This window comes from Streptomyces sp. ISL-100 (genome assembly GCF_018614615.1).
Classification (GTDB): Bacteria; Actinomycetota; Actinomycetes; order Streptomycetales; family Streptomycetaceae; genus Streptomyces.
Window position 1 is genome coordinate 50947 of sequence record NZ_JAGGOK010000029.1, and the last position, 18192, is coordinate 69138.

The window sequence follows — 18192 nt, forward strand, 5'->3', positions numbered from 1 at the left end:
GAACGCCCCGCGCCGCCCCGACCGGGGCGGCCATCATGAGCGCAGAGGAGGCACCGCATGACCCTCACCGCCCCGTCCCCCGCCGCCGCGGGGCGGCCGCCCGGGGGAGGCCCCCGGCCTCCCGGTGAGCTGCCCTCGGTGCATGCCCTGCTGATCTGCGCGGACCTGCCGGGGCTCGCACTCTCCGCGGAACACGGGCAACTCACCGGGCACGGGCTGGAGGGTTTCTACCAATCGGGGCGCCGGCTGCTCTCCCGCTGCCACTTGCGGGTCGCGGGGCGTGAACCGGTCGCCGTGCAGGGCAGGCTGGTCTCGGCCGGCCGCGCCCGGTTCCTGGGTGTGGTGCGTACCCCGGCCGGTGCGGGCCCGGACCCCGAGATCGCCGTGGAGCGGCTGCGGCACGCCGAGGGCACGGAACGGATCATCCTGCGCAGCTCGGCGCGCCGCCCCCTTCGGCTCCGCGTGGAGATCGGACTCGGCACCGATCTCGCGGACCTCGGAGCCGTCGCGGCGGGCCGCCAGGGGCGCGAACTGCCCGCCAGCGTGCACGCCTCGGGCATGCGCTGGTCGGCGGGGGGCGCCCAGTCCGTGGTGAGCGCCGATCCGCCTCCCCAGGACGCGATCGCCTCCGCAGGTCTGCTGCGCTGGGAGTTCGAGTTGCTGCCCGGCGCCTCGCGCACCATCGAGCTGCGGATCCGTACGGACCGTGGTGCCCGGCCACTCGCGAAGGCCGGGACGGCGCCACTCTTCGAGGCGACGGCGGAAGGAGATGACCCGAGGGTGGGGGAGCTGCTGCGGACCAGCCTCGACGATCTGCGGGCCCTGCTGATGCGCGACCCCCACAATCCGGCGGACGTGTATCTGGCCGCGGGAGTGCCCTGGCGCTGCGGGCTCGCGCCCGCCGAGGCGTTGTGGGCCGCGCGTATGACGCTGCCGCTCGGCACCCGGCTCGCCGTGTCCACGCTGCGCGCCGTTGCCCGTACGCAGCTGACGGGGCGGGGGCCCGACCAGGGGCGGCTCCCGGGCCCGCTCAGGGACGCGGGACCGCATCTGCCGCCCAGCTGTACGGGGGTGGAGGCGACGCTGGCCTTCCCCGTGGTTCTGGCGGAGGCGCGGCGATGGGGGCTGGCGGAGCAGGACCTGGACGAGCTGTTGCCCGTGGCCGAACGCTGTCTGCTCTGGCTGCGCAGAGCCGCGGACGACGACGGTTGTCTGCCGGAACGGGGACCCGACGGTCCCCGGCGCAGCGAGACCCAGGCCCACGCCCACCGCGCGGCGGTGCTCGGCGCGGATCTGCTGGCCGAGTGCGGCAGGCCTGGCGCCGAAGGATGGCGCGAATGGGCGGGCATGCTGCGCCGTACGTTCCGGGAGGGCTTTTGGATCGACGACCGCTCGGGCGGGCGGCCGGCGGCGGCAAGCATTGCCGGGGCACGGCTCGTCCCGCACCTCGGCGGCGCCGCCGCGCACCTCCTGGACACCGGCCTGCTCGGCGCGGGACGGCAGGCGCCGGGCCTGCTCGACAAGGTGCAGACCGAGCAGGTGGCGAGGCTGCTGGGCGGTCCCGCGATGGACTCGGGCTGGGGACTGCGCAGCCTCGGCGCCAAGGAGAGCGGCCACAACCCCTTCGGCCACCGCGGCGGCGCGGTGCGCGTGCACGAAACGGCCGTCGCCGTCGCGGGACTCGCGGCGGCAGGGTACGAGCGGGAGGCGACCGCTCTGCTGCGGGGTGTCCTCGACGCGGCGGGAGCGTTCGGCGACCGGCTGCCGGAGATGTACGCCGGAGAACAGCGCACCGCGGACAGTCTTCCGGTGCCGCATCCGGCCGCGTGCCGGCCCGCGGCGGTGGCCGCCGCTGCCGGGGTTCACTTGCTCACCACGCTGGCGGGCATCCGCCCGGACGCCCCCGCGGGCACGGTCGCGCTGTTCCCCGTGCGCAGCGCGCCGCTCGGCGCCGTGCAGTTCTCCGGACTGCGCGTGGCGGGGGAACCCTTCGCCGTACGCATCAGCAGGCTCGGCCTCGGCATGATCGAGGAAGCCGCCGGCGCACTCCAGTTGGGGGTCTGAACCATGGATGTCGACGAGTGGCGCGAAGAGGTCGCCGCGGACGGCGGCTTCCGCGACGAGAAGACTGTTTATCGTCAGGCAGACGACTATGATCGCGGCATGTCGCCCTACGACCCATCGGCCTTTCCTCCCTTCGCCGTCACCGTGGATCTGGTCGTGCTCACCGTGCGCCGTCACGCGCTCTGCGCGCTGGTCGTACGTCGCGGCGAGCAGCCTTACCAGGGCCGGTGGGCGCTGCCGGGCGGCTTCGTGCGGGCCGAGGAGGATCTCGGGGCGGCGGCGGCTCGCGAACTGGCCGAGGAAACCGGGCTGTGCGCGCACGAACCCGGCACCCCATCGATCGGGAACGGGGCGCACCTCGAACAGCTCGCCACGTACGGAGACCCGAAACGCGATCCCCGTATGCGGGTGGTGAGTGTGGCCTATCTGGTGCTCGCGCCGGACCTTCCCGCCCCGCGGGCCGGCGGCGACGCGCACAGCGCGCGCTGGGCGCCGGTGGAGGCCCTGCTCACCCAGGAGGGTGGCTACGCCCGCGAGGACGAGAGTCCGGCCCCGCTGGCCTTCGACCATGCCCAGATCCTCGCGGACGGCGTGGAGCGCGCCCGCTCCAAGATCGAATACTCGTCCCTCGCCACCGCGTTCTGCCCTCCGGAGTTCACCGTCGGGGAGCTGCGCCGGGTGTACGAAGCCGTCTGGGGAGTCGCGCTCGACCCCCGCAACTTCCACCGCAAGGTCACGGGGACCCCGGGTTTCCTCGTCCCCTCGGGCGGGACGACGACCCGGCAGGGCGGCCGGCCCGCGCAGTTGTTCCGGGCCGGCGGGGCGACGCTGCTCAATCCGCCCATGCTGCGCCCCGAGGTCTGACACCTGCATCCGTAGGCCTTCGCTGCGCCAAAAATCGGATATGTCGCGTTATCGTGCTGTGATACCGCCCTGCCGCTGAGCGGTCTCCCCTCACACGAGAGAAGCGATGCTCCAGGCCATCGGACTCACCAGCGCCCCCCGCCGGGACCTCCCGCCCGCCGTCGACGACCTCACCTTCGAGGCCCGGCCGGGGCAGGTCACGGCCCTCCTCGGTGCCGCCGGATCCGGCAAGACCACGGTGCTCAGGCTGATGCTCGACCTCGCGCCCGGCCGCGGCGTCACGTACTTCCGCGGCCGCCCCCTGTACCGGATCGCTCACCCCGCCCGCGAGGTCGGGGCGCTCCTTGGCGATGTCCCGGGCCACCCCGCGCGTACCGCCCGCGGCCAGTTGCGCATGCTCTGCGCCGCGGTCGGCGTGCCGGCCGCCCGCGCGAACGACATGCTCGACCTCGTCGGCCTGGCCGCCCTCGCCGACGAGCGCCTCAGCATGCTCTCCCTCGGCATGGACCGCCGACTCGGCCTCGCCTCCGCCCTGTTGGGAGACCCGCACACGCTCCTCCTCGACGAGCCGGCCAAGGGCCTGTCGCCGCGCGAGAACTGCTGGCTGTACGGGCTGCTGCGCGGCCACGCCGCCCAGGGCGGCACCGTGCTCTACACCACCGACGACGCCAAGGAGGCTGCCCGTACAGCCGACCGGGTCGTCACCATCGAGGGCGGCCGCCTCGTCGCGGACCAGGACGCCACCGAGTTCGCCAGAACAAGGCTCCGCCCCCGCGTCGCGGTCAGGACACCGCACGCCGCCCGTCTCGGCGCGCTGGTCACCCGGGAGGCGCGCGCCGCCCGGCGTTCCGTCGAGGTCGTCACCGAGGGCGGCACCCGCCTCTCCGTCTACGGCAGCGACTGCGCGCAGATCGGCGAGACCGCCTTCCGGCACGGAATCCCGGTCCACCGGCTCGCCGAAGAGACCGGCGACACCGGACCGGGTCCCGCGCAAGGGCAAGACCCCGCGCGGGAACAGCAACCCGCGGCCGCCGAGGCGCCGGTCAAAGCGCCGACGGAGCCCCTGCAGTCCCTGCAGTCCCTGCCGTCGCTGCCCCGCCGCCCGTCCCGCAGCCCGCTCCGCCCCCTGCGCTACGAACTGCACCGCCTCCTCGGTACGCGAACGACACTCCTCATCGCCACCGCCGTCCTGGCCGCCTCCGTGACCATCTCCGTATTGCTGGCCCGCACCGGCAGCACCCCCCTGCCGGCCCTGCTCGCCGCCTGGCCGGACATCCTGCCCCTGCCGCCCGCCGCGTTCGGCGCCGGACTGCTCGGAGCGATCTCCTTCGGCGAGGAGTTCCGGTACCCCGCCCTCGCGGCCGCCCGAGGCACGGTTCCCCGCCGCGTCGGACTGCTCCTCGCCAAACTGGGCGTCTCCGCGGCCGCCGCGCTGCTGCTGGGCTTCCTCGTCGCGGTGGCCGACGCCCAGGCCCTGAGACTGGTGTACGGCGAAGACTTGACGCACGTCCCCGACAAATGGCTCTCCATGGCGGTCAGTTGGTCCGGTCTGACCGTGGGCTGTGCCTGGGCAGGGCTGCTGGGCGCCGGGGTCTTCCGTGCCACGGCCGCCGGTGTGGCCGCCGTACTCGCCGTACCGGTCCTGGTGGCGCCGGTCGCGCAGCAGATGGTCGTGGCCCCGTCCGCACGGTCGGTGGCCGGACTCCCGGGCAGGCTGCGCGAGGTGGCGTGGCTGCAATGGCCGTACGAGATCGATCCGTGGCTGGTGGCTGCGATGAGGGTCGCGGCTCAACCGGTCGGTGCGGCCCTGGCGTTGTCACTGTGTGCCCTGCTCTGTGCGTATCTGTTCACCGGCCTTCGCCGCAGGACCTATAGGTGACCGGCTCGCGCTGTGAAGGCCTTCAGCCGCTCACAACTCCCCTGAGAACGCCCGTTTCTTTCCGATAAGTCGTCAATTGCAGGGCGGGCGCCGATCACCCTTTCGTGTGCTTTTCACCAAAGACCTCAAGGGTCATGGGAGTCGCGCCGACAAAAGATCCGTGAGTACCCTTGCGCACACCATGATGACCGCCGCCCGCCCCGCCGACTCCGGCCTCGCCGGGCCGGGCGAACTCGACCGCTACCCCTACGCAGAGGCGCCGGGCGCCGATCGCGTCGGCGTACCCTCCTGGGACGGGGCCGACGCGGACCTGGGCCGGATGGGCCGCCGCTCTGCGGGCAGCCGGGGCCGCGGGCTGCACGGCCAACTCGTCCAGCAGCTCGGCCAGATGATCGTCTCCGGCGACCTCGGCGCCGACCGTCCGCTCGTCCCCGAGGAGATCGGCCAGCGCTTCGAGGTCTCCCGTACCGTCGTACGCGAATCGCTGCGCGTACTGGAGGCGAAGGGACTGGTCAGCGCCCGCCCCAACGTCGGCACGCGGGTCCGCCCCGTCAGTGACTGGAATCTGCTCGACCCCGACATCATCGAATGGCGGGCCTTCGGCCCGCAGCGCGACGACCAGCGTCGCGAACTCGGCGAACTGCGGTGGATGATCGAGCCGCTCGCCGCCCGCCTCGCCGCCGGCCACGGACGCGAGGACCTCCAGCAGCGGCTCGGCGACATGGTCGAGATCATGGGCCACGCCCTCACTCAGGGTGACTCCCTGACGTACTCCCGCGCCGACGCCGAGTTCCACTCGCTGCTCATCCAGCTCGCGGGCAACCGCATGCTCGAACACCTCTCCGGCATCGTCTCCGCCGCCCTCCAGGTGTCCGGCGGCTCTCTCACCGGCTGTGACCGCCCCACCGAGGCCGCGCTCGTGCACCACTCCCGTACCGTCGACGCGCTCGCCGCGGGAGACGCCATGGCCGCCGAGACCGCCATGCGCCAACTGCTCACCGTTCACCCGGAAGTGGAGCGTGTGGTGCCGGCGCCGCGCGAGCACTGACCGCGGACCACGGCCAGGGTGTGCGCCTTGCGGCCCGGCTGCGCTGACGAACGAACCTCGTGTCGCCGGATCCCATGGGGTCCGGCGACACGGTTGTGAGCTGATGTCGAGCCGATGTCCCTTCTGTTCCTCCTCATTTCGTACGGGGTGTGACTCGGGCCACGCAGATTGGGCGTAACACTCCGCGGAACTGTGCGATGACCTAAGAGGTGACAGCCGAAGAGGGAATGCAGCCGTCGAACGTGGCGCTGTAACCAGTCCGAGGTTCAACCTGCGCCGTCGGTTCATCCCCACCCGATGTCGTCGGTCGTGGCCCACTCAGGGCGAGGCCGGAAGCCGTTTCCATCGTTCCGAGAGGTTGTTCGTGTCGGCCAGCACATCCCGTACGCTCCCGCCGGAGATCGCCGAGTCCGAGTCTGTGATGGCGCTTATCGAGCGGGGAAAGGCTGCTGGGCAGATCGCGGGCGATGACGTACGCCAGGCATTCTTGGCCGACCAGATTCCGGCGGCCCAGTGGAAGAACGTTCTGCGCAGCCTCAACCAGATCCTCGAGGAAGAGGGTGTGACGCTGATGGTCACTGCCGCGGAGTCGCCCAAGCGCCCCCGCAAGAGCGTCGCAGCGAAGAGCCCGGCCAAGCGCACCGCCACCAAGGCCGTCGCGGCCGACGCGGACCGGTCGGCCCCCGCCAGGACGGTCGCGGCCACCGTCGCTGCGGCATCGGAATCCGTGGACGCCGTGGCCGACGACGATGCCGTGGCGACCGTCGCCTCCGAGCCGGTGAAGAAGGCCGCGGCCAAGAAGACGGCCGCGAAGAAGACCGCTGCGAAGAAGACCTCCGCCAAGAAGACGGCAGCCAGGAAGACCTCCGCCAAGAAGGACTCGGACGAGGCCGGCGACGGCGAGGACTCCGCCGAGGAGACCTCGGCCAAGCCGGGCACCGACGAAGAGGAAGAGGGCGGCGAGGCCAAGGGCTTCGTTCTCTCCGACGACGACGAGGACGACGCTCCCGCGCAGCAGGTCGCTGTCGCCGGCGCCACCGCCGACCCTGTCAAGGACTACCTCAAGCAGATCGGCAAGGTTCCCCTCCTCAACGCCGAGCAGGAGGTGGAGCTCGCCAAGCGCATCGAGGCGGGCCTGTTCGCCGAGGACAAGCTGGCCAGCAGCGACAAGCTCGCGCCGAAGCTCAAGCGCGAACTGGAGATCATCGCCGAGGACGGCCGCCGCGCCAAGAACCACCTCCTGGAGGCCAACCTCCGTCTCGTGGTCTCGCTGGCCAAGCGCTACACCGGCCGCGGCATGCTCTTCCTGGACCTCATCCAGGAGGGGAACCTCGGTCTGATCCGCGCGGTCGAGAAGTTCGACTACACCAAGGGCTACAAGTTCTCGACGTACGCCACCTGGTGGATCCGGCAGGCGATCACCCGCGCGATGGCCGATCAGGCCCGCACCATCCGTATCCCGGTGCACATGGTCGAGGTCATCAACAAGCTGGCCCGCGTCCAGCGCCAGATGCTCCAGGACCTGGGCCGCGAGCCCACCCCGGAGGAGCTCGCCAAGGAACTCGACATGACCCCCGAGAAGGTCATCGAGGTCCAGAAGTACGGCCGCGAGCCCATCTCGCTGCACACCCCGCTCGGCGAGGACGGCGACAGCGAGTTCGGTGACCTCATCGAGGACTCCGAGGCGGTCGTCCCGGCCGACGCGGTCTCCTTCACGCTCCTCCAGGAGCAGCTGCACTCGGTGCTGGACACCCTGTCCGAGCGCGAGGCCGGTGTCGTGTCCATGCGATTCGGCCTCACCGACGGCCAGCCGAAGACGCTGGACGAGATCGGCAAGGTCTACGGCGTGACGCGTGAGCGCATCCGTCAGATCGAGTCGAAGACGATGTCGAAGCTGCGCCACCCGTCGCGCTCGCAGGTGCTGCGGGACTACCTCGACTAGGTCGTACGTTCCTTCACCGCCGGGCCCGGAGTCTCGTACGTGAGACTCCGGGCCTCCGGTTTTTCGCGGGTGCGGCGCGCAGGGGTCCGGCCGAGGCTGGGGGTGCCATCGCAGGACCGAGCCAGGAGGCCGTATGCGTCGCTCTTTTGCCGGATCGCTGACAGGGGCGCTGGCCCTGACGGCCGTGGCCCTTGCGGCGCCACAGGCTTCGGGTGGTACCACCGTCCCGGACGGTGTGGTGATAGGGGGCAAGCCGGTAGAGATCGCGCAGGCGCCCTGGGTGGTGGCCCTCGCCAGCCGTGACCGGTTCGGGGGTACGCGGTCGGGGCAATTCTGCGGGGGCGTGCAGGTGGCGCCGGACAGGGTGCTGACGGCGGCGCACTGCGTGACCAAGGAGGTGCTCGGCGTACCTGTGAGGCAGGTGCTCGACCTGGAGGTCATCGCGGGCCGCAGCGAGCTGAAGGGGTCGGGTGGCCGCGAGATCGCGGTGAGCGGCGTCCTGCTCAATCCGGGTTACGACCCCGGGACGAATGCCGGGGACTTCGCGCTGCTCACGCTGGCGAGCCCGCTTCCCGCGGATCACGCCATCAAGGCGGCGGGGCCGGGGCACGCCGCGTACAAGGCAGGCACGGCCGCGGTCGTCTACGGCTGGGGCGATACGACGGGCGGCGGGGTGTACGCGGACGACCTGCGGGCCGCACCGGTGAAGGTGCTGCCCGAGAGCGCCTGCGAGAAGGCTTACCCCGGGCACGCCGACGGAACGTACAGCGCTGCCACGATGCTGTGCGCGGCAGACGGGAACGGGGGCCACGACGCCTGCCAGGGGGACAGCGGCGGACCGCTGGTGGCCGACGGCCGGCTGATCGGGCTCGTCTCCTGGGGGAGTGGCTGCGGTCGGGCGGAGAGCCCCGGAGTGTACGCACGCCTCGCGGCGGCCCCTGAATCGTGGGCCGAAAGAAGCTGATTACGCTTGCAGCGTACGAGAACGGGCGGCCTTCCCCGGACCAGCCGGGGAGACCGCCCGTCAACCGGTTCAGTAACCGGCCAGTGGCTCGTCGTGATCGCGAGGGGTCGGCGTTCTCAGCGGTCCTCGGCTTCCGGGGACGGCGGCACGGGGGTCAGCCGGTCGGTCTCGTCCTGTATTTCAGCGGCGATCTTCTTGAGTTCCGGCTCGAACTTACGTCCGTGGTGGGCGCAAAAGAGCAGTTCGCCGCCGCTGGCCAGGACAACGCGCAGGTAGGCCTGGGCGCCGCAGCGGTCGCATCGGTCAGCGGCCGTCAGGGGGCTCGCGGGGGTCAGAACAGTAGTCACGTCGCCTCTTCTCTAGCTCGACGAGCTGTCGTACCAGGGTCAACATCCAACCAGGCCGAAAACGTTCCCGCTCGTGGCTTTTCCTTGAAAAATCTTCCGAGGTGGCTGTCTGCTGCCGGTTAGCGGCGAAGGAGCCGTATTGCGTCGCTCTACGGGTTCGCGTCGATTATTGGGTAATTGTCCTCCCGGCTGGCTTGCCGGTTGTTGATGAGGACGTGCCCGGAGCCTAAATGGTTCATGCCTAGAAGGGAACGTGATGTCCACGTCACCCCATCGAGGGATCGAACGTGCATACGACTCTGGACTAGCATGAGTTTTCCTGAGGGTGGCGTTACATCGGCTCTACCAGGCCTCGGTACCCTCTGACCGGCGACCCACGCCGGGCCCGTACCCCATCGGGACACATTTGAAATTCAGCGAGGAGCGAACCGCGTGACCGCCGAGACGTCCGTGCCGTCCACTGCGCTTCTGACCGGTGCAGACCGTGACGGCTCCAACTACACCGCGCGGCACCTCCTCGTACTCGAGGGGCTGGAGGCAGTCCGCAAGCGCCCTGGCATGTACATCGGGTCCACCGACAGCCGTGGCCTCATGCACTGCCTGTGGGAGATCATCGACAACTCCGTCGACGAAGCCCTCGGCGGCTACTGCGACCACATCGAAGTCATCCTCCACGAGGACGGCTCGGTCGAGGTCCAGGACAACGGCCGCGGCATCCCGGTGGACGTCGAGCCCAAGACGGGCCTGTCCGGCGTCGAGGTCGTGATGACCAAGCTGCACGCCGGCGGCAAGTTCGGCGGCGGTTCCTATGCGGCCTCCGGCGGCCTGCACGGTGTCGGTGCCTCCGTCGTCAACGCTCTCTCCGCCCGTCTGGACGTCGAGGTCGACCGCAACAGCGCCACGCACGCCATCAGTTTCCGGCGCGGTGTCCCCGGCATGTTCATCGAGTCCGGCCCCGACTCCCCCTTCGACCCGGCGAACGGACTGCGCAAGGGCAAGCGGGTCCCCAAGACGCGCACCGGCACGCGCGTGCGCTACTGGGCCGACCACCAGATCTTCCTCAAGGACGCCAAGCTCAATCTGGACACGCTGTACCAGCGCGCCCGCCAGACGGCCTTCCTCGTACCCGGCCTGACCATCGTCGTACGCGACGAGCGCGCCATAGAGGGCGAGGGCAAGACCGAAGAGGTCTTCCGCTTCGACGGCGGCATCAGCGAGTTCTGCGAATACCTCGCGCAGGACAAGGCCATCTGCGACGTTCTGCGGCTGACCGGACAGGGCACCTTCAAGGAGACCGTGCCGGTCCTCGACGACCGCGGCCACATGACCGCCACCGAGGTCACCCGTGAGCTGGGCGTCGACATCGCACTGCGCTGGGGGACGGGGTACGACACCACCGTCCGGTCCTTCGTCAACATCATCGCCACCCCCAAGGGCGGCACCCACATCTCCGGCTTCGAGCGCGCCCTCACCAAGACCGTCAACGAGGCGCTGCGCTCGGCCAAGCTGCTGCGCGTGGCCGAGGACGACGTCGTCAAGGACGACGCCATGGAGGGCCTCACCGCGGTCGTCACGGTGCGACTGGCGGAGCCGCAGTTCGAGGGCCAGACAAAGGAGATCCTCGGTACGTCGGCGGCCGCGCGGATCGTCGGCAATGTCGTCGCCAAGGAGCTCAAGGCCTTCCTGACCTCCCCCAAGCGCGACGCCAAGCAGCAGGCGCGCTCCGTCATGGAGAAGGTCGTCGCCGCCGCGCGGACGCGCATCGCGGCCCGCCAGCACAAGGAGGCGCAGCGCCGCAAGACCGCGCTGGAGTCCTCCTCGCTGCCGGCGAAGCTCGCCGACTGCCGCAGCGACGACGTGGAGCGCAGCGAGCTCTTCATCGTCGAGGGAGACTCGGCGCTCGGTACGGCCAAGCTCGCCCGGAACTCCGAATTCCAGGCGCTGCTGCCCATCCGGGGCAAGATCCTCAACGTCCAGAAGTCGTCCGTCTCGGACATGCTCAAGAACGCCGAGTGCGGCGCCATCATCCAGGTCATAGGAGCGGGGTCCGGGCGGACCTTCGACATCGACGCCGCTCGCTACGGCAAGATCGTGCTGCTCGTCGACGCCGATGTCGACGGCGCGCACATCCGCTGCCTGCTGCTGACGCTCTTCCAGCGCTACATGCGGCCGATGGTCGAGGCGGGACGCGTCTTCGCCGCCGTACCGCCGCTGCACCGGATCGAGCTCATCCAGCCCAAGAAGGGCCAGGACAAGTACGTCTACACGTACTCGGACAGCGAGCTGCGGCAGAAGCTGCTGGAGTACCAGCGCAAGAACGTGCGCTTCAAGGACTCCATCCAGCGCTACAAGGGCCTCGGCGAGATGGACGCGGACCAGCTGGCGGAGACCACGATGGACCCGCGTCACCGCACACTGCGCCGGATCAACATCGGTGACCTGGAGTCCTCCGAGCAGGTCTTCGACCTGCTGATGGGCAACGAGGTCGCGCCCCGCAAGGAGTTCATCACCAGCTCGGCGGCCACCCTGGACCGCTCGCGCATCGACGCCTGAGTCCCGGCGGATCGCGCAGTCCACCTGTGGGTGGAGCGCACAGCTCCACCCACGAGCCGATCCCGCGTGGGAGCCCGGTCCGTAGGGTCGTTCCATGACATCGCAGGGGAACGGTGGCTGGACCGCGTGGCCTTCAGCGGAGGCCCTGTCGCGGCTCGGTGTGCCGCGGGTGCGCATGGTCATCGACGGCGTCGTCTGGGCGTCGATGATCACCTGGGTCCTGTGGACGGCGTACGGCTCGGGGGTCTTCCGGGGCGCCGCCGCCGTGGTCCCGGTGGCCGGGGTCGGGCTGTGCGTCGTCGCCGCCCACGCCTATGAACGGCTCACGAGGCTCAACCGGCTGCTGCCGGCGGTGGGGGCGCTCGGCGTGGTGGCCCTGGTTGGGGCCGGCTCGTACGCCGCGGGGGCGCTGAGCCCGGCCTCCATCCTGTGGATCATGTGCGCCGTACAGGCCATGGCGCGGCTGCCGCTCGCCGCCGCCCTGCCCGTGTCCACGGCCGTCCTGGCAGCGCACGCCGTAAACGACGACGGGGGCGCGGAGCCGGCCTTCCTGGGGATCGGGATCATGATCATCGGCTACGCGCTGCGCCTCGACGCACAGGCCCGCGGCGCCGGGTTCCGGCTGCTGGCGCAGGAGCGGGCCGCCCGTACGGCGGAGGCCGAGTCCGCGGCCCTGGCTGAGCGCGCCCGTATCGCGCGCGAGATCCACGACGTTCTGGCCCACAGTCTCTCCGCGCAGATGGTGCACCTGGAGGCCGCGCGGATCCAGATCGAGCAGGGCGCGGACCGGGCGCAGATCCTGGAGCGGGTGGCGGCGCGCGGCATGGCACGTGAGGGGCTCGCGGAGACCCGCCAGGCGCTCTCCGCGCTGCGCGGTGAGGTGGTGGCCGTGGAGTCCTTCCTGCGGGAACTGGTGGCGCCTTCAGGGGGCGCGACGCTCGAAGTGTCCGGGGAGCGCAGGCCGCTGTCCGCCGAGGCGTCGCAGACGGTGCGGCGGGTGGCGCAGGAGGCGTTGACGAACGTACGCAAGCACGCTCCGGGGGCGACGGTTCGTATCCTGCTCGTGTACGGGGAGGGGGAAGTGGCTTTGGACGTACGGGACTCGGGCGCGGCCGGCGCCGTGGGCCATGCCGGCGAACTTACGGCCTCCGGCTGCGGCTACGGCCTGCTGGGGATGCGGGAACGGGCCGAACTGCTCGGCGGCAGCCTGGAGGCGGGGCCGGACGGTAAGGGATACGCGGTGCTGCTGCGGGTGCCGGCATGACCGCGAGAGTCGTCGTGGCCGACGACCAGGCGATGGTGCGCGAGGGCATCGTGCTGATCCTCGGCCTGTTGCCCGGCATCGAGGTGGTCGGCGCGGCGAAGGACGGCGACGAAGCGGTCGCACTCGTCGCCGCGCACGCGCCCGACGTCGTCCTGATGGACCTGCGGATGCCGCGCTGCGACGGTGTGGAGGCGACTCTCCGTATCCGCTCCGCCCATCCCGCGACCCAGGTGGTGGTGCTCACGACGTACGCGGACGACGACTCGCTCTTCGCGGCGCTGCGGGCCGGGGCGCGCGGTTATCTCACCAAGGACGCGGGCGGCGAGGAGATCGCACGTGCCGTCGCCGATGTTGTGTCGGGCCGGGCGGGGCTCGCGCCCGCGGTCCAACTGCGCCTCCTGGAGCAGGTCACCGCCCCCGTCACGAGCGCGCCGGCCGAGCTGCCCGACGGTCTCACCCGGCGCGAGGCCGAGGTGCTGTCGCTCGTCGCGGAGGGGCTCTCCAACGCCGAGATCGCCCGCACGCTGCACATCGGCACGGCCACTGTAAAGACCCACATCAACAACCTCTTCGCCAAGGCGGGCGTGCGCGACCGGGCGCAAGCGGTGCGGTACGCCTACCGGCACGGGCTCGCACAGCCACCCGGGACATCCGTCACCTAGTCACCCAGTCACCTGAAGGGGTGAAGTAAGGGGATTGAAGAGGCCCGGATCTTCCCACTCTGCCCATCCTTGGGCACGCGGACAATTTGTCCGCGGACAAGGAGAGTTGTCCGGTGGAGAAGCACGACGGGCGCGAGGCCGCGGCGGCGGTGCGGTTCGACGATCCCTGGTACGACGCCCTCGCCTCCGGCTGGGGCGAGCTGGACGGTACGGGCGCCCCCGCGCCGGTCACACCGCCGGCGCCCGAGGGCCCCGGGTCCGGCCACAGCGCGGCCGAGATCTATCTGGAGGTGCAGCGCAGCGCCGCCTTCCAGGAAGTGCGCAGCCGCTACCGGCGGTTCGTCGTTCCCGCGACGCTCGCCTTCTTCACGTGGTACGTCGTCTACGTCGTCGCGGCGACCACCGCGCACGACCTGATGGCCCGCCCCGTCGCGGGTGCGGTGAACGTCGCGATGGTCGCCGGACTCGGCCAGTTCCTCACCACCTTCCTGCTGACTTGGGCGTACGCACGACACGCGCGGCTGCGCAGGGACCGCGCGGCGCTCGATCTCCGCTGGGACACGCAGGAACTGACCCGGGGGATCAAGCGATGAGCAGCGACCACCAGACGCTCGCGCTAGTGCTGTTCTGCGCGTTCGTCGCGGCGACACTGGCCATCACGACCTGGGTGAGCCGCAACCGGCACGGCTCGGCGGAGGAGTTCTACGCGGGGGGACGGCTGTTCTCGCCCATGGAGAACGGTTTCGCCATCGCGGGCGACTACATGTCCGCCGCGTCCTTCCTCGGCATCTCGGGGCTGATCGCGCTCTTCGGCTACGACGGCATGCTCTACTCCGTCGGCTTCCTCGTGGCGTGGCTCGTCGTCCTGCTGCTTGTCGCCGAACTCGTCCGCAACTGCGGCCGGTTCACACTCGCCGATGTCGTCGCCGCCCGGATGAGGGAGCGACCTGTCCGTATCGCGGTGGGAACTTCTTCGGTCACCGTGTCCGTTCTCTATCTGGTGGCGCAGATGGTGGGGGCGGGCAGCCTGGTCGCGCTGCTGCTGGGCGGGAGCAGCGAGGCCGCGCGCTCCTGGACGGTCATCGGCGTGGGTGCGCTGATGGTGATCTATGTATCGCTGGGAGGGATGCGGGCCACTACCTGGATTCAGATCGTCAAAGCAGTGCTGCTGATGGCCGGTACGGTCGCGCTCACCGTGCTCGTCCTGGTGCGCTTCCACGGCGACTTCAACCAGCTGCTGCTCTCGGCCGCGGAGCGCAGCGGTCACGGCAGGGACTTCCTGTCGCCCGGCCTCCGGTACGGCGGGGACTGGACGGCCCGCTTCGACTTCATCAGCCTCGGTCTCGCACTCGTCCTCGGCACGGCCGGTCTGCCGCACATCCTGTCCCGCTTCTACACCGTGCCGACCGCACGCGCCGCCCGCCGCTCGGTCGTCTGGTCCGTCGGCCTCATCGGCAGCTTCTACCTGATGACGATCGTGCTCGGCTTCGGTGCGGCGGCTGTGGTCGGATCCGACGAGGTACGGGCGTCCAACGCGGCGGGGAACACGGCGGTTCCGCTGCTCGCGCTCGACCTGGGCGGCGGCGCCGGCTCCACAGGAGGAACGGTTCTCTTCGCCGTCGTCGCGGCCATCGCCTTCGCCACCATCCTCGCGGTCGTGGCCGGCATCACGCTGGCTTCCTCCGCCTCCGTGGCCCACGATCTCTACGCCTCGCTGAAGCGGCGCCGCGCCAAGCAGCACAGTGAGGTCGCGGTCGCCCGTATCGCGGCGGCGGGCATCGGAGCCGTGGCCATCGCCCTGGGCCTGCTCGCCCGCGACCTGAATGTCGCCTTCCTCGTCGGCCTGGCCTTCGCGGTCGCCGCGTCCGCCAATCTGCCGGCGCTGCTCTACTCGCTGTTCTGGCGGAACTTCACCACTCGCGGCGCGGTCTGGTCGGTGTACGGCGGCCTGATCCCGGCCGTGCTGCTCGTGTTGCTCTCGCCGGTCGTCTCCGGCAGCCCCGAAGCGCTGTTCCCCGGCGTTGACTTCCAGCTCTTTCCGCTGCAGAACCCGGGCCTATTCTCGATCCCGCTGGGCTTCCTCGCGGGCTGGGCCGGGACCGTGCTGTCGCCCGAACCGCCGGACGAGGCCAAACACGCGGAGACAGAGGTGCGTTCGCTCACGGGCGCGGGCGCGGTCTGAGGCCCGGGGCCGTCCCGGCCCCGGACGCGCCGCACGCGCTCAGCGGCCGCTTGCCGTCCACGCGTACCGGTGCTCCGGGCGGCCCGTCTCGCCGTACTTGAGGCTGAGCCGTACCCGCCCCGACCGTTCCAGCAGCTTCAGATAACGCTGCGCGGTCTGTCGGCTCATGCCCGCCCGCTCCGCGATCTCCTGAGCGGACAGTGGTCCTCCGGCGGCCAGCAGCACCTGCCGGACCATGGCTGCTGTGGTGGGCGAGTGTCCCTTGGGGAGGTCGGCGGAGCCGGTCACGGAGAGCGCTCCGAAGATGCGGTCCACCTCGGCCTGTTCCGCCTCGCCGCCGCCGTCGAGGGTCCGGCGCAGCGCGGCGTACGCCTCGAGCTTTGTGCGCAGCCCGGCGAAGTTGAAGGGCTTCACCAGGTACTGGAGGGCTCCCTGGCGCATCGCCGCCTGGACGGTCCCGATGTCGCGCGCCGCCGTCACCATGATCACGTCGGTCTGGAGACCGAGGGCGCGCAGCTCCTGGACGAGCGCGAGTCCGTTCCGGTCCGGCAGATAGTGGTCCAGGAGCACCAGGTCGACGTGGACGGCCTGGAGCTGCGCCAGCGCGTCGGCGGCACAGTGGGCCAGGCCGGCGACGCGGAAGCCGGCGACCTTGGTTACGTACGCCGCGTTGATTTCCGCGACGCGGACGTCGTCGTCCACCACCAGTACGTCGATCATCGCGTCTCTCCCGCCGTGTCGAACGCCGCCGCCGTGGTCAGTTCCTCGTCGCTCGGCCCGGCGTCCGTCAGCCCGGCGTCCGTCAGAGCCTCCGGCAGTACGACGGTGAATTCGGCTCCGCCCCGCGCCCCCTCGCCGACCCGGGCGGTGCCGCCCTGCCGCTCCGCGAGCCTGCGCACCATCGCGAGGCCCAGGCCGCGCTTCCCGTGGGCCGGGAGTTCCTTGGTCGACCACCCCTCCGTGAAGATCAGCTCGCGTTGTTCGGCCGGGACACCGGGCCCGCTGTCGGTCACCCGCAGTACGGCCGTACGCTCGCGAGCCCGCAGCTCGACCTCGATCACAGCGTCCGCGGACCCGGCCGAGGCGTCCAGCGCGTTGTCCACCAGATTGCCGACGACGGTGACCAGACCGCGCGGGTCCACCAGCCGGTCGGGCAGCAGCGTCGCGTCGGAGAGCCGGAGCGCGACCCCGCGCTCGGCGGCGACCGTGGCCTTCCCTACCAGCAGCGCCGCCAGCATCGGGTCGTGGATCTTCTCGGTGATCTGCTCGGCGGTGGCGCGGTGCACCCCCGCGACCTCCGTCACGAACTCCACCGCCTCCTCGTGCATGCCCAGCTCCAGCAGGCCGAGGAGCGTATGCATCCGGTTGGCGTGCTCGTGGTCCTGGGCGCGAAGGGCGTCGATCAGACCGCGCGTCGAGTCCAGCTCGCGGCCGAGCCGCTCCAGCTCGGTACGATCGCGCAGGGTCGCCACGGCGCCGCCGTCGTCCGTAGGCATCCGGTTGGTGACGAGCACGCGCTGCCCTCGCACGGTCAGCAGGTCGTCGCCGGTCACCCGACCCGCGAGCACATCCGCGGTACGCCCTTCCCCCAGCACTTCGTCGAGCGGCTGCCCCGTGGCCTCCGGGCCGAGGCCGAGCAGCCGCTGGGCCTCGTCGTTCATCAGCCGGATGCGGCCGGCGGCGTCGAGGGCGACGACGCCTTCCCGGATGCCGTGCAGCATGGCCTCGCGCTCGGCCAGCAGCGCGGAGATGTCGGAGAACGCCAGGTCATGGGTCTGCCGCTGGAGTCTTCGGGAGATGAGATACGCCGCCACCGCGCCGACGGCGAGTGCGCCGCCCGCGTACGCCAGCAGCCCGGGGATCGCCGCCAGCAGCCGGGCGCGGACGCTGTCGTACTCGATGCCGACCGACACCGCGCCGACGATCTCGCCGCCGGCGTCGCGCAGCGGGACCTTGCCGCGGGCGGAGCGGCCGAGCGTACCCTCGTCGATTTCCATGACCTCGCGGCCTGCGAGCGCCTCGCTGGGGTCGGTGGAGACGACCTTGCCGATCTGGCGGGGGTCGGTGTGGGACCAGCGGACGCCGCGCTCGTTCATGACCACGACGTACTCGGCGCCGGTGGAGCGCCTGATGCGGTCCGCCTCGGCCTGAACGGGCCCTTCCACGGTGGGCCGGGAGCCGGTCACCGCGCCGGCGAGCTGCGGCTGGGCAGCGGTGGTCTGCGCGATCGCGAGCGCGCGCCGCATCGCTTCGTCGTCCAGCTGAGCGCTGAGCGGGGCGAGGAAGAGGCCGGTGGCGAGCACGGTGACGCCGGTGGCGATGGCCAGCTGCATCAGGAGGACCTGCGAGAAGACGCGCTGGGGCCAGCCCAGACGCAGTCGTCTGCCGGAGGAGGTCGGTGGGGCGCTCATGTCTACGAACGG

14 protein-coding genes are annotated in these 18192 nt (G+C 71.0%); 11 read left to right on the top strand and 3 right to left on the bottom strand.

The window, feature by feature from the left end; genetic code table 11:
- Positions 1–57: 57 nt before the first annotated feature.
- The 6 genes from J7E89_RS12860 (at position 58) to J7E89_RS12885 (ending at position 8761) form a co-directional block, all read left to right on the top strand.
- Complete coding sequence (locus tag J7E89_RS12860; protein WP_214972905.1) at positions 58–2064, top strand: glycogen debranching N-terminal domain-containing protein; 2007 nt, start codon at positions 58–60, stop codon at positions 2062–2064.
- Positions 2065–2163: 99 nt separating this feature from the next.
- Positions 2164–2928 (top strand): NUDIX domain-containing protein, encoded by a 765-nt coding sequence (locus tag J7E89_RS12865; protein WP_214973143.1) that lies wholly within the window; start codon positions 2164–2166, stop codon positions 2926–2928.
- A 106-nt stretch (positions 2929–3034) separates the two neighbouring features.
- Positions 3035–4807 carry an ATP-binding cassette domain-containing protein gene (locus J7E89_RS12870; protein ID WP_214972908.1) on the top strand — a complete coding sequence of 591 codons (1773 nt, stop codon included), beginning with the start codon at positions 3035–3037 and terminating at the stop codon, positions 4805–4807.
- 160 nt (positions 4808–4967) lie between these two features.
- On the top strand, positions 4968–5855 hold the full coding sequence (locus J7E89_RS12875; RefSeq protein WP_214972910.1) for a FadR/GntR family transcriptional regulator: 888 nt from the start codon (positions 4968–4970) through the stop codon (positions 5853–5855).
- A gap of 364 nt (positions 5856–6219) precedes the next feature.
- Positions 6220–7797 carry an RNA polymerase sigma factor gene (locus tag J7E89_RS12880; protein ID WP_214972912.1) on the top strand — a complete coding sequence of 526 codons (1578 nt, stop codon included), beginning with the start codon at positions 6220–6222 and terminating at the stop codon, positions 7795–7797.
- A 133-nt stretch (positions 7798–7930) separates the two neighbouring features.
- Positions 7931–8761, top strand: a complete 831-nt coding sequence (locus J7E89_RS12885; RefSeq protein ID WP_214972915.1) for a serine protease — start codon at positions 7931–7933, stop codon at positions 8759–8761.
- Between the two features lie 116 nt (positions 8762–8877).
- On the opposite strand, the gene J7E89_RS12890 is transcribed toward J7E89_RS12885, so the two are convergent.
- Positions 8878–9108, bottom strand: coding sequence for a hypothetical protein (locus J7E89_RS12890; protein WP_214972917.1), 231 nt, complete (start codon positions 9106–9108; stop codon positions 8878–8880).
- Between the two features lie 432 nt (positions 9109–9540).
- Between J7E89_RS12890 and J7E89_RS12895 the strand changes: the two genes are divergently transcribed.
- The 5 genes from J7E89_RS12895 (at position 9541) to J7E89_RS12915 (ending at position 15769) form a co-directional block, all read left to right on the top strand.
- Positions 9541–11661, top strand: a complete 2121-nt coding sequence (locus J7E89_RS12895; protein WP_214972918.1) for a type IIA DNA topoisomerase subunit B — start codon at positions 9541–9543, stop codon at positions 11659–11661.
- 94 nt (positions 11662–11755) lie between these two features.
- On the top strand, positions 11756–12925 hold the full coding sequence (locus J7E89_RS12900) for a sensor histidine kinase (RefSeq protein WP_214972920.1): 1170 nt from the start codon (positions 11756–11758) through the stop codon (positions 12923–12925).
- Complete coding sequence (locus J7E89_RS12905) at positions 12922–13587, top strand: response regulator transcription factor (protein ID WP_214972922.1); 666 nt, start codon at positions 12922–12924, stop codon at positions 13585–13587. The genes J7E89_RS12900 and J7E89_RS12905 overlap by 4 nt, the downstream gene beginning before the upstream one ends.
- 113 nt (positions 13588–13700) lie before the next feature.
- Positions 13701–14180 carry a DUF485 domain-containing protein gene (locus J7E89_RS12910; RefSeq protein WP_214972924.1) on the top strand — a complete coding sequence of 160 codons (480 nt, stop codon included), beginning with the start codon at positions 13701–13703 and terminating at the stop codon, positions 14178–14180.
- On the top strand, positions 14177–15769 hold the full coding sequence (locus J7E89_RS12915) for a cation acetate symporter (protein ID WP_214972925.1): 1593 nt from the start codon (positions 14177–14179) through the stop codon (positions 15767–15769). The genes J7E89_RS12910 and J7E89_RS12915 overlap by 4 nt, the downstream gene beginning before the upstream one ends.
- 39 nt (positions 15770–15808) lie before the next feature.
- Here J7E89_RS12915 and J7E89_RS12920 read toward each other — a convergent pair whose 3' ends face one another.
- Both J7E89_RS12920 and J7E89_RS12925 read right to left on the bottom strand, forming a co-directional pair.
- Positions 15809–16489: a response regulator gene (locus tag J7E89_RS12920; protein ID WP_214972926.1), complete on the bottom strand. Its 681-nt coding sequence runs from the start codon at positions 16487–16489 to the stop codon at positions 15809–15811.
- Positions 16486–18180: a sensor histidine kinase gene (locus J7E89_RS12925; protein ID WP_214972927.1), complete on the bottom strand. Its 1695-nt coding sequence runs from the start codon at positions 18178–18180 to the stop codon at positions 16486–16488. The genes J7E89_RS12920 and J7E89_RS12925 overlap by 4 nt, the downstream gene beginning before the upstream one ends.
- Positions 18181–18192: the final 12 nt, after the last annotated feature.